Origin of the sequence: Halobacteriovorax sp. RZ-2 (genome assembly GCF_043196685.1) — a bacterium.
Lineage (GTDB): Bacteria > Bdellovibrionota > Bacteriovoracia > Bacteriovoracales > Bacteriovoracaceae > Halobacteriovorax_A.
The window spans coordinates 542528-554770 of record NZ_JBEBMR010000001.1 but is presented as its reverse complement, the minus strand read 5'-3'; the positions used below and the strand labels follow the sequence as shown (position 1 = coordinate 554770).

General features: G+C 39.3%; 9 protein-coding genes. 6 read left to right on the top strand and 3 right to left on the bottom strand.

The window, feature by feature from the left end; genetic code table 11:
• Positions 1–82: 82 nt before the first annotated feature.
• On the bottom strand, positions 83–2074 hold the full coding sequence (locus ABMA78_RS02580) for a transketolase C-terminal domain-containing protein (protein WP_392856755.1): 1992 nt from the start codon (positions 2072–2074) through the stop codon (positions 83–85).
• Positions 2075–2316: 242 nt separating this feature from the next.
• Between ABMA78_RS02580 and ABMA78_RS02575 the strand changes: the two genes are divergently transcribed.
• The 6 genes from ABMA78_RS02575 to ABMA78_RS02550 all read left to right on the top strand — a co-directional run bounded on the left by ABMA78_RS02575 (position 2317) and on the right by ABMA78_RS02550 (position 7659).
• Positions 2317–2556 carry a hypothetical protein gene (locus tag ABMA78_RS02575; RefSeq protein ID WP_392856753.1) on the top strand — a complete coding sequence of 80 codons (240 nt, stop codon included), beginning with the start codon at positions 2317–2319 and terminating at the stop codon, positions 2554–2556.
• Positions 2557–2622: 66 nt separating this feature from the next.
• Positions 2623–4053 (top strand): aldehyde dehydrogenase family protein, encoded by a 1431-nt coding sequence (locus ABMA78_RS02570; RefSeq protein WP_392856751.1) that lies wholly within the window; start codon positions 2623–2625, stop codon positions 4051–4053.
• 18 nt (positions 4054–4071) lie between these two features.
• Positions 4072–5742 carry a hypothetical protein gene (locus ABMA78_RS02565; RefSeq protein WP_392856750.1) on the top strand — a complete coding sequence of 557 codons (1671 nt, stop codon included), beginning with the start codon at positions 4072–4074 and terminating at the stop codon, positions 5740–5742.
• Positions 5742–6461, top strand: a complete 720-nt coding sequence (locus ABMA78_RS02560) for a glycerophosphodiester phosphodiesterase family protein (protein WP_392856747.1) — start codon at positions 5742–5744, stop codon at positions 6459–6461. Before ABMA78_RS02565 ends, ABMA78_RS02560 begins: the two co-directional genes overlap by 1 nt.
• Positions 6462–6469: 8 nt before the next feature.
• Positions 6470–7120, top strand: a complete 651-nt coding sequence (locus ABMA78_RS02555) for a hypothetical protein (protein WP_392856744.1) — start codon at positions 6470–6472, stop codon at positions 7118–7120.
• An 8-nt stretch (positions 7121–7128) separates the two neighbouring features.
• Positions 7129–7659 (top strand): NUDIX hydrolase, encoded by a 531-nt coding sequence (locus ABMA78_RS02550; RefSeq protein WP_392856743.1) that lies wholly within the window; start codon positions 7129–7131, stop codon positions 7657–7659.
• A 1-nt stretch (position 7660) separates the two neighbouring features.
• Here the strand turns inward: ABMA78_RS02550 and ABMA78_RS02545 are convergent, their stop codons facing one another.
• Together ABMA78_RS02545 and ABMA78_RS02540 are read right to left on the bottom strand one after the other, a co-directional pair.
• The gene (locus tag ABMA78_RS02545; RefSeq protein ID WP_392856741.1) at positions 7661–8182 is read right to left on the bottom strand and encodes an NYN domain-containing protein; all 522 of its coding nucleotides are present in this window, start codon (positions 8180–8182) and stop codon (positions 7661–7663) included.
• Positions 8166–12122, bottom strand: coding sequence for a hypothetical protein (locus tag ABMA78_RS02540; RefSeq protein WP_392856739.1), 3957 nt, complete (start codon positions 12120–12122; stop codon positions 8166–8168). The genes ABMA78_RS02545 and ABMA78_RS02540 overlap by 17 nt, the downstream gene beginning before the upstream one ends.
• Positions 12123–12243: the final 121 nt, after the last annotated feature.

Genomic DNA, 12243 nt, shown 5'->3' with positions numbered 1-12243 from the left:
AGGGGATATCGGCTTTTGGTCGGTTATTATGGGCCTAAGAAAGGTAATAAAAAAGGCCTCATTACTGAGGCCCTTCGTTTTATTAGAATTGATTGATCATTGCATCTGCATCAAAGCCAAATTTCTTGTATAGCTCAAGTGCAGTGTATGAAGACTGACCGAAGTGGCCATCATTTCCAAGGGACTTCATATTAAATTCAAGTCCTTCTTGTTTAAGTGCGTGACATAACATCGCACCAGCACCAGCTGTTAGTTGGTGATCTTCAACAGTAACAATTTCATTTCCATTCTTTGCTAGTTGATCTTTAAATGTTTCAACATCAATCTTGTTAATGAATGGGTTATTGATAACAGTAATATTTTTTCCTTTTGCTTCTAGTTCAGTTGCAGCTTTAAGTGCCTGTTGAACAAGTGGACCGTGAGTTACGATGATTCCATCTGTTCCTTGTCTTAGAACTTGAGCTTTTGCCCAACCGTAGCTTCCACCCTCAGTATATGATACTGGGTGCTTTTCACGGCCAAAGAAGAATACTGTTGTTTCAGGTGTTTCACCTTTGTTAACTGCTTCTTCGTATCTCTTAATCGCTTGATACATTAGGCTTTCAGCTTCTTCTTTAGTTGAAAGAGCAATTACTGTTGTATTTGGAATACCTGCAACAGCAGAGAAGTAAGTTGTTGCTTGGTGTGAAGCACCGTCAGCAGCATCTTGGAAGCCTGTGTGTGAGAATAAACAAATCACAGCACCTTGTGAAAGTTGAGACATAATTAAAGGAAGATTTCCTTTTGTGACACCAAATTGTGCAAATGTATCAACAACTGGAATGAATCCTTGTTTTGCCATTCCTACTGCAGTTGAAACCATATTCGATTCTGCAATTCCAATATCAACATAGTGGCCTGGGAACTCTTTGTGGAATCCTGCTACACCAGTTGAGCCTGCAAGGTCAGACGTTACAGAAAATACTGGAAGTCCTTCTTTTGTTGCTTTAATCATTGCGTTGGCAAGACCTGGCTGAACTTTGTCAGAAGGTGCTGAACTCTTTGCTCCTTCTTTAGGAGCTGGCTTTGAAGCAAGGATCTCATTTGCCCAATTTTTGAATTCTTCTGGACAAGTTTCACCGCTATAAATTTCTTCAAGGAAAGAAATAAGTTTTTCGTCGTAAGCTCCAAGTGGGTAACCGTGTCCACCAGACTTCGCTTCTTCAGTTGCCTTCACGCCGTAACCTTTGATTGTCTTGATAACAAGAGCAACTGGCTTAAGCTCATTTGATTTTGCTTTTGCAATATTTTCTTCGATTGCTTGATAAACTCTTTCTAGGTCGTGTCCTTCTTCAACTCTAACAACATCCCAACCCATTTCTCTTAGAGCTAGAAAGCTTCCTTTCATGTCAAAGCTGTCTTCAGTAATACGTCCACCAAGTTTTGTATTATTATCACTGATGATCATAACAAATGGATTCATCTTTCCTTTCTGTGCAAGTCCTGGAATCGCTGCCATGGCCTCACGTGCTTCACCTTCCATACAACCACCATCTGAGATTGTACAAACAGTTACACGATCGTTTCCAATTGCTCTATCTGCAAGAGCAAGACCTTGAGCTTGAGGAAGTCCTGAACCTAGAGGACCGTTAGAAATGAAAACACCTTCTGGGTTTAAGTGAGCTTCACCGTGACCTGTCAGTTTAGAAGTTATTGAACGGAAACCTCTTAGGCTTTCGAATGTTAGGCCATCAAAACCTAGATTTGCACGAAGAGCATAGATTCCGTTTTCTGCGTGACCAGCATCGTTTACAAAGTTAAATTTCTCAAACCAATTTGGTCCTTGTGAGAACATAATTGAGTGTAGGGCACTCATCATCTCAGCGAAAGCCGCAGGGCCTCCCCAGTGGCAAGCTGCTCCACCAATAACTGCGTGTTGATTCATTAGGGCAACAAGAGCTCTTGTCGCTTTTGGGTCAGCAAGAGTGATTTCTTCTCCCGCTAAGTTATGAATTTTAGTTGCATAAATTGGGGCCGTCGTCGGTGCCGATGCAAGATGATTTTTTACTTTTAATGGGCTGATAGTTGCAGTCATTAACTTCTCCGAATTCGTTGATTTTCAATAACTTATAAAAGGTATCACGAGGGAATTTTTTCTGGCCAGAGAATATTTACTGACCAAATAGTTTGGCACTTTGGGCCGAATCCGTAAAACGTAAATATCTGAAAATACAGTAACTATAAATTTATTAAGTTTTATTTTAGAATGACGATAAAATCTATAGAAACTGTTGTTAAACACAATTTATCTATTTGAAATAACAAGGGGTGGTAGCGATGTGTGATGCGTGTTCAGCTGCAGGGCGTAACTGGTCATTGGCCAACGGACCTCGCAGAAGCAAGATGATTAAAGCAAGATTGTACTCAAGCTTCAATGGTAGAGAAGTTAAAATTAAACTTTGTTACTTATGTTCCATCAAATTATTTATGGGAGGCGAAGAGCTTTTCTTAAAAGATAATCCATCCTTGAATTATGAATTGACCACCCAGCATGCAGGTAGTGAATTCGATTTTTAAGCAATATTAATTGACCCATTATTTTCACAATAGATACAATACCACCTTAAGCAAGGTGGTTTTTTTATGCAAAATTTTTCACAATTTCGTTCCTCATTTGTGGACGATGAATTTCTTTATGGTGAGAACTCAATAGAAGTCTTAAATAAATACGATCAAAGTATTTTAAATGAAGTGGATCTCTTAGCTTCTTATCAATATGAAAAAGTTATTCAGTCTTCACTTAATGCATTTGAGGAGTTTCAAAATTTCGATAGCGCACAAAGAAGTAAATTACTTTTTAAGCTTGCTGACTTCTTAGAAGAAGAGGTTTCTTTCTTTTCTCATCTAATTTGTCTGGAGGCCGGAAAGCCAATTAGCTATGCAAAGGGCGAGATTGCTCGTTGTGTGGAAACTATTAGACTTGCAGCAGAGAAGGCACGTCATCACAGTAGTGAAACTCCTGATCTTTCTTACGGAGCGGGAGCAGATAAGATGGCCATGGTTCGACACGAACCAGAGGGAATCATTTTTGGTATCTCACCATTTAACTTTCCTCTAAATCTCGCTCTTCATAAAATTGCACCAGCTCTGGCAGTCGGCTGTAGCATTATCGTTAAGCCTTCACCACAAACGCCAATAACTTTACTGGCCTTTGCAAAACTACTTTCACGAGTTGGCTTTCCAAAAGGTGTTGTGAATATTGTGATTTGTGAAGACGAGCTAGCACAAAGATTCTTAGAAGATGAGAGAATCAATGTCTTCTCATTTACGGGAAGTGCAAAAGTTGGTTGGGCCCTTAAGGCCTTAAGTGGAAAGAAGAAGTGTCTTCTAGAGCTTGGTGGGAATGCAGCTGTTATTGTTAATGACGTTGAAGACATGGAGGCCGTGACATCTCAAATTGCTACGGGCTCATTTCTATACTCAGGACAAATTTGTATCTCGACTCAAAGAGTTTTCATTGCCAGTGAGATCTTTGACGAATTCGTGGAGCAATTTCTTGAGCAAGTTGAAACCATTAGTTCAGGTGACCCAAAAGATGAGAGTGTCATTAATGGCCCTGTGATTAATGAGGGGGCACTTGAGAGAATTCATCAGTGGGTGCAAGAGGCCATCTCAAATGGGGCCGAACTTCTATGTGGTGGCCATATTATCGATGAGGACCATCATATCTATGCACCAACGGTTCTAACGAATACTGACTTGGATATGAAGGTGGTTTCAGAGGAGATCTTTGGTCCTGTCGTGATTCTAGAGCCTTATGACTCATTTTCGGAGGCCATTGAGCTTGTAAATGATTCAAAATATGGACTCCAAGCTGGTGTTTTTACGAACAGCTTAGTAAATATGAAGGAAGCAAGTCAACGAATTGATGTTGGAGGAATTATCTTCAATAACGTCCCTGGATTTCGCATGGATGCCATGCCTTATGGAGGGATTAAAGATTCTGGACTTGGCCGTGAGGGGATCGCGTATGCGATGGAAGATTATACTCGCAAGAAGCTAATCTTATTTTAAATTTTAGAGGGAGAGAGGATGAGATCACTACTTTTACTGTTAATTAGTTTACAGGCCTTTTCATACGCACCTAATTGGGGACGTGATGCTAAAATCGAAAAGGGTGAGAATCGAGAAAACCTCTACCAACTTTCTCAAGAAGAGTATGAGCAAGTCACGCAAGATGGACTTAAGCATGCACTGGTTTGGCCAGTAAGTGTCACAGGACTTCTTATTCCATATGAAGCTTTTAATAATTTCTTTGAACTTCGTGATGAAAAATTTGTTAACTTTGTTTTAACAACTCTTGGTGAAAAGAAATTTGGTGTTAATAGTGTTGAGTCTTTCTATCAGTGGCTTGGCCTTAACCCGTATAACGACGAAGATGCGGCCGGGATCTATCGTATTCCTTACCCTGATGGTTATAAACCAGATTACTATATGGGTGCCAGTATTGTTGATACGAAGTGGGGGAAAGGGCTGACTTTTAGTTGTGCCACTTGCCACTCTGCAAGTCTCTTTGGCACATCTGTAATGGGGCTTACAAATAAAACAGTTAAGGCCAATGAGCTTTTTGTAAAAGCGAAGAAGCTACTTCCATTTATTCCAACTAAGACTTTTCAAAAAGTTACGAATGCTACAGATGATGAAGTAGCAATGCTTAAGAGAACAAAGAAGAATATTCATTCTGTTGGTGCTAGTTCACCAATGGTTTTAGGACTTGATACATCTCTTCCACAGGTTGCACTTTCGCTTGCCCACAGAAAGCAAGATGCGTATGCAACGAAGTCGAGACTAAACGAAGTCTTTCCAAGATTTAACCCACTAAAGTCAACTGTTGCTGATTCAAAGCCAATGCCTTGGTGGACACTTAAGTATAAAACTCGTTGGCTATCAGATGGTTCAATCGTTGCAGGAAACCCAATCTTTACAAATTTCTTATGGAATGAGCTTGGGCGTGGAACTGATTTATATGAGCTAGAAAAATGGCTACAAGATAATCCTGAAATTATTAAGGAACTTACTGCTGCGGCCTTCTCGACAAAAGCGCCTCGCATTGATGACTTCTTTGATGTTTCACGAATTGATATTGATGCTGCAAAAAGAGGACAGAAGCATTTTGAAAACCGTTGTCAAAAATGTCACGGAGAGTATCAAAAGAATTGGGACCTTCCATTTTCTGGGCTGATGTCTAAGAGTGATCAGATTAAAACAAGAAAGCTTATCTATCACGAGAAGACTCCTGTTAAGGATGTTGGAACTGACCCACTTCGCTATCAAGGGACGGCCTACTTTGCTGATGCTTTAAATGAACTTGCGATCTCTAAGTGGATGAAGACAGTGGTTGAGCCACAAAAAGGGTATGTTCCACCTCCACTTAATGGAATCTGGGCCCGTTGGCCATATATGCATAATAACTCAATTCCAAACCTTTGTGAGCTTATGACTCCACCATCAAAACGAGTGAAGGAATTCTATCAGATCCCGGCAGTTGATCCGATGCTAGACTTTGATTTTGATTGTAATGGTTTTCCTGTGGGAATGGATATTCCTGAGGAGAGACGAATTAGAGAAGCATATTACAATACAAAGTTACCTGGACTTTCAAATGCAGGTCACTATAATCGAATCTTTACGGATAAAGAGGGGAACGAACTACTTAGTGAAGAGGACAAATCAGATCTTCGTATGTTCTTAAGAACATTATAATGGCATTCTATCTCGATACTTATATTGCCCATCGTGGTTTACACGACGACAAAAAACCTGAAAATACAATGGCCGCTTTCAAGGCGGCCATTAAACATAATTACGCTATTGAGTTAGATGTCCACTTATCAAGTGATGGCCATGTGGTGGTCTTTCACGATGAGACTCTTGAGCGTCTTACTGGCAGCAACGGAAAGGTTTCCCAATACACTCTTGATAGCCTAAAACAACTCTATATCAAAGAAACAAAAGAGAAGATTCCAACCCTTAAGGAAGTTCTGGAGTTGGTAGACGGACAAGTTCCACTCATTATCGAACTTAAGGTTTATGAGCACACTGGTGAGCTTGAGTCTGAAGTGATGAAGATCCTTCAAGGCTATGAAGGGGATTATACAATTCAATCCTTTAATCCATTTACCCTTAAGTGGTTTCGCAAGCACTACCCGGCCGTGATTCTTGGCCTTCTTGTGACAAGAGACTTTAGTGACACGACTCTTAATCCTCTCAAGCAAAAGCTCTTAGAGAATATGACTTTCATTCCTGTGATCAGGCCAGATTATATTGGCCTAGATATCGACACATACTCAAAGGTACAGCTTAGTATCATCAAGCATTTTACTTTTAATAATATTGTCTTTTGGACAGTAAGAACTAAAGAACAAATGAGGACAGCTAAGCGTTTAGGTGCTAATATTATATTTGAAAATATTAAACCTTGAGTTAATTTATGAAAAAAATCGTAATTGCTATAATCATACTTGCCATCGCTGCCGGTGGTTTCTACTTTTTTACATCTCAACAATCAAAAACAGCTAATGGCAATGAGGCCAAGGATGTTATGACTTCTCAAGTTCAAGTCGTGGAGTTTGAGGATACGCCAGCTAATAAGATTGCCGCTGGAAATGATGATAGTGCTGAGGCCGTTGAAGCAAGTGGTGATGGGACTAAATTAGAACTCGACGTTGTGGACGATGAGGATCTTGAAAGAAGACTAGAGGCCAAAGAAGAAGAATTTGATCGTCTTGAAGAAGAGTGGCTGACAAATGTAAAAGAGCTCTTCATTTCTGAACTAGGGCTTACTGAGAAAGAATACAAAGACTATTTGAATATGAGAGAAGGTCTCTTTAATGATAAGGTCTCGGCCTTTGAAGAAATGCATGAGCAGTTAGAAGAGAAGTACGGTGAAAACTATACTTATAATCCAACTGAAGAAGAGATGGCCTTTGATCGCGAAATTCAAAAGAAATATGATGATCTTCTTTTAGAAAAGATCGGAAAGGATGCTTTTATCAAGTATCTTGAATTAAGAGATCGCACAAATGAGAAGATTCTAGAGGCAACAAAACCAAATGATGCCGCCATGCTGATGGAATTCTAGGAGGCAAGATGGAAAAGTGGATTATTAAAGAGAGAAAGAACGTTTATCGCGGCAATATCTTTTTATATGAAACCATTGTTGCAACTCATCCAACGAAACCAATTGGCGCAGGCCCCTATGATATTATCCGTCTTGCGGACTGGGTGAATATCGTTGCCATTACCGAAGATAATAAAGTCGTTCTTGTTAAGCAGTACCGCTTTGGTAAAGACGTCATCACAATTGAAACTCCGGCCGGCGCAGTTGAGCGCGGTGAAGATCCACTTGCTGCGGCGAAGAGAGAGCTAGAAGAAGAGACTGGCTATATCAGCGATGAGTGGGAGAGTCTAAGTCCAGTAAGTGTAAACCCTGCTTTTATGAGCAACACTGCTCACTTCTACCTTGCTAAGAATTGTCGTCCAGACGGAAAGCAAAACTTTGATGAAGACGAAGATATCGAATTAGAACTTGTTCCTGTCGCTGATCTCCAAGAGAAGCTAAAGGAAATCGATCACTCTTTATCTGAGCTTTGTTTAAGTCGATACCTTCTACAGTCTTAAATTAGTTGCGCTTGTTCTTACTATACCTCTTAGGCCTAGTCTGTCTCGATTGACCTTGTAGTTCAAACCAATCACTTTCATCAATTTCATGATAGTAATCCGCTTCTTCCACAAGTAGGCTAGAAGTCGTTTCAGGGATCGAGGCGATTTCAACACGAACACCTTCTGCTCTTAAGTGGCGAACAAGCTCGATATAATCAGAGTCCCCAGAAAGGATGATAATTGTATCAACCTTCGAGGCAAGTTGTGTCGCTTTAATTGTCAGAGGGATATCGGCACTCTTGTGGCACGGGATAACCGAACCGTAGTAGTGATTGTGTAATCGCTCAGTAAGTTTAGAAGAGATATTCTTTCCTTCTCTAAAATAGATCAGGCGGTTTAGCCCTCGATTATCTAGGAGTTTTGGGATGAGCGTATCAAAATTAACCATCGTATTTGAGTTATTTGTTACGCTGTGAATACTTCTTTCGATATTGTTGCCATCGATTAGGATGGCAACAGTTTGATTAATGAAAATTTCCATAAAATGCTTCACTTCCGTTTGATTGAACGTAGTCAGCGTGACATTGCTTGATTTGTGCTTCGATCATTTCAATGCTCATTCCCTTGAAAATCTCGTTTAGCTCATCTTCATCAACATCAGATCTACCTAGAGCACAAGCTGCCAATTCTTCCTTAAACATAATTGAAGGATCCTCTGGCTTACGCTTGTCTACTAAGAATCTTAGTAGCTCACTGATATCAAGACGCTTGGCCTCAAAATCATTGAAGTATTTCTTAAACCACACGTGAGTCCAAGCGATATTAACCACACCTGGGTCCTTGTGGTACTTTAATAGGTAGAAAAATGCTGTACGTCCAAAGGTCTTTAATTTACCTTTTAGTTTAGCAATACTAATGATTGCGTTCTTATATGCATCCTTGTAACCGCGATCTAATTCACCACGGTCCAATTTATTATCTGCGTTTCTATCAAAACGAATATAAGTCGATTCGATATTTAACATTGCTCCAATAACAAGTGTGAAGTCTTTCTTTCTCCACCAAATCTTATCAACATCTTCAACACTTCTTGAGAAGATCTCGACACCTTTGATGAATTCAACAACGTGACCTCTGCTGTTATTATTTACGTATTCTTTTAGACGAGGGAAGTACTTAGAAAGATTTAGCTCTTCCTCACCAAATAACTTATCAAAGAATTTTGTACGAATACACTTTGAGTCCATAACTGAGAAGCCTGCTTCATCAATTCTAGTATCGCACTCTTTTTCCTCATAGAGGTTCTCTTCGATCAGAGTTGTAATCTTTGCAGCAGTAAAGATTAGTTCAATGAACTCACTCACTTCATCTAGGTTGATGAAAAGGTCTCCACCAGAAGTCGCTTGGAAAAGATCTGATAGAAGAAGAATATTTTCACCAAAAGTCTTAAAGTCCTCTGTCCACAGTCCCATCTCTTCAAGAGCGGCCTTCAGTCCAACTAGAGCATTATTAAGTTGGTTATCTGATAAACCTTTCGATTGTCTTGGAGGAGTTGTATCGCCTTCAGTCTTATAACCCTCAAGCATATGTGGAAGCACATTTCTAAAGAGCATGATAGAGTTGAAACCAGTCTTGTTTCTTACGATATCCGCTTGGTAAGTTGGGAAACCGTCTTTATTTCTAAAGTAACGGTAGTCGCGAGCAACTTTCGTAAACTCTTCAATAAGAACCACATATGATTTCTTCGTGATTAGTTTGTACTCAGGAACTTCTCTTTCCGTTGGGTACTCACGACGATCAATATATAGCGGCTTAGGCGTATTCATTCTCTCGTTGAAGAATTGGAAAGTCGAGTCTGAGAAGAGAAGAGTCTCAAACGCACTATCTGCAATATCAAGGATGCGATTAACTGCATCACTTGTAATCATAAGATCAAAGTTTTCACTTCCCGGAGGATCTAGCTCCGAACAAATCCACTTAGAACTACCTTGCTTATCAGCATCGTAAGCTGGATTTGGTTTACATGGAATTGGATACATTAGCTCCGAGCGTGGAATTGGATCAAAAATACGCTGAGTGAAGTCAATTAATGTACGCTTAAAGTTTGAAAGCTTAAGTAGTTCACTCTCATCCTTAGGATTATCTGACCTGCGATTAAGTTCTTTAATTAGCTCATCACCAAATGAAAGAATCTCTTTTGCTGTAAAGTAATTCTTCTTTTCTGTAATAGGGTGGAAGATTGAGCGAGTCTTACGTAGAAGCTCAAGAACCTTCGCCGTATTCTGTACTGACTGAGTCTCATCTGAGAAGTCTGTGAAGAATGCATCGTAGAGAACTTCTGCAAGCGTTTGTGACTTTTCAGTTAAGTAGTAAAGATCATCACGATTAAGAATAAGGTTATTTCCACCAAGAACAAGTCCCTTAAGGGCCATGGCCTCTGAGTAAAGCTTCCAATTAAATGGTTCCTTAAACATACCGCCTGACTCTTTTAGACGAGCGATAAGTGATTTAATAAGTCCATCTTGGTTAACGAAGTCCTTATCAATAAGGTAATTTGCTAACTCAGTCTTAATCGATAGGAATTGGTTAACATATTCCTTTTTTGAGATAACTTTTCTCGCTGTCTTTGAGCCGTCATCTTTAAAAAGCTTCACATTCTCAATATGCATATCAAGGAATGCTAGGTAGCGATAAACGATGGCAACAACATTTACAGTCGACTTAAATTGCTTAAATGAAAGATAATCAACTTCTGGCGGAAGTCTTAGAATATTATCTTTATAGTTAAGAACAAGATTCTTAATAGCAATCCCTTTATCAAGGTCTTCTGGCTTATTAAAGAATTGTTCAATCAGCTTATTAATATCTGTAACAGTAATAACTTGGTCATTTTCAAGCTCACTTAGAATAAGGTCTTGAACAGATCTAACTTGAGCTAGGAAGAAATTATTCTTCTCTAGTGGAGTCTTTTCTAGGTATTCCTTAGCAAGGTACTTCAGGTCAAAGAATAGGGCCGCAAGAGGATCTGTCTTTGATAGAAGTGTCATTAGCTCTGGGAAAAGAAGTGTTTCACGGCTACCACCAGTCGTTACAACTTTTAGGGCCATAAAAGACTTAACAACGTCTTCGATAAGATCAATATCGTAAAGCTTAATTGTGTCATTAGCGAATTTCAGAACATTCATCTCGTGGTTACGAGGAATTGAGATATCTTCGTCTAAAAGCTTCTTCGCATTCTCACTTAGGCGTCCAACTTCTGCACGGAATTGCTTCTTGATTTCGACCTTTCTATTAAAGTCCTTATCTTCGATCTCTTTAACAAGATCATTTAGGATATTTACTGACTCAAAAGATCTTAAAGCAACGTTAACAACACCAAGTGAAAGCTCAACATCTGCATAAGAGAAGACTTCTGGATTTCCACGAATCAGGTCTCTCTTTGCATAACGAATAAGTGACTTAAGCTTAACGTTAGTATCTTTATTTGTTCCAAGAATTGTTGAGATAAAGTCATCATCTTCGTTAAAGAATTCATCGATGATATTGTTGATATCGGCAATCGTAATGATATTTTCTTCTTTCTGGTGCTCGTAAACAAAGAGCTTTAGCTCTTCTAGGTTATTTGCAAGCTTATTGAAGTATTCAGAACCATCTTCAAAGTATTCCTTTTTAAGGAAGAAGATATCAATTGTGTTTTGTAGGAAAACTGGGAAGAAAGTAAAAAGTTGGGCAAACTCATCAGAGTCAACGTAGATACGTGAACCACCAAGAAATAGCTTCTTAGCAAATAGTAGTGAGTTTAGAAGTTCCTTACCAAGTTTGAAGTCTTTAAGGTCTCTTGTAATGTCGAGGATTAGACTTTGAATATCGATGGCCTGTGCTGGGCCTGGAATTTGTTGAAGGATTTCATTAAGGTTTGAAGAAAAGGCATCGGCCTGTGCTCTTAAAATAGCAGAGGTCTTATAGTAATCTTCTTTTGATTTTACATCCTGTAGCTCTTTTACAGTCGCTACCATCTTAACAGCTGAGCGGTTAAATTCTTTTAGGATTTGAAAGAAAGAATCAATCTTTGTACGAGACATCTGTCCTGGGATATCTCTTTGAAGGAGAGTGTTCAGCTTGAAAAGAAGATCAAGGCCTTCAATGATATCGTCGGCCGAACCAGCTGGGCTATCCATATACTTGCGAGCAAATTTCACGATATCTTCACGGAAGAAGAAACGATTATCTCTGGACTCAACATATTTGAATTTATTCAGAGTATCTTGGACGCAATTAAGGTCCTTTTCGATATTAACTTCAAATAATTTTTTGATACGATCCGTGTCAATTTTGCAACTAGCTGAAATTCCGTCGTACTCAGCGATGTCTGCACCTTCGACAGGGTCATCATTGACGAAACCACAAGACGAAACTAGTAGTGCTACCAGGAGGTAGGCAATGAAATCTCGTAATTTCAATAACTTAGTGTGTTTAATCATAATTCCCTCACCCAAATTCTAGAAAATTTCTAGTTAAATGAAAAGGAATAACCGAATATTTTGAAATGTTTTTACGAGCTGCGTTAAAAGTGTACACAATTCATAACGGTATACTGTCAAA

Excerpts from the sequence above, each read along its gene's own strand:
- ABMA78_RS02580 (WP_392856755.1), bottom strand. The coding sequence starts at position 2,074 with ATGACTGCAACTATCAGCCCATTAAAAGTAAAAAATCATCTTGCATCG.
- ABMA78_RS02575 (WP_392856753.1), top strand. The coding sequence starts at position 2,317 with ATGTGTGATGCGTGTTCAGCTGCAGGGCGTAACTGGTCATTGGCCAAC.
- ABMA78_RS02570 (WP_392856751.1), top strand. The coding sequence starts at position 2,623 with ATGCAAAATTTTTCACAATTTCGTTCCTCATTTGTGGACGATGAATTT.
- ABMA78_RS02565 (WP_392856750.1), top strand. The coding sequence starts at position 4,072 with ATGAGATCACTACTTTTACTGTTAATTAGTTTACAGGCCTTTTCATAC.
- ABMA78_RS02560 (WP_392856747.1), top strand. The coding sequence starts at position 5,742 with ATGGCATTCTATCTCGATACTTATATTGCCCATCGTGGTTTACACGAC.
- ABMA78_RS02555 (WP_392856744.1), top strand. The coding sequence starts at position 6,470 with ATGAAAAAAATCGTAATTGCTATAATCATACTTGCCATCGCTGCCGGT.
- ABMA78_RS02550 (WP_392856743.1), top strand. The coding sequence starts at position 7,129 with ATGGAAAAGTGGATTATTAAAGAGAGAAAGAACGTTTATCGCGGCAAT.
- ABMA78_RS02545 (WP_392856741.1), bottom strand. The coding sequence starts at position 8,182 with ATGGAAATTTTCATTAATCAAACTGTTGCCATCCTAATCGATGGCAAC.
- ABMA78_RS02540 (WP_392856739.1), bottom strand. The coding sequence starts at position 12,122 with ATGATTAAACACACTAAGTTATTGAAATTACGAGATTTCATTGCCTAC.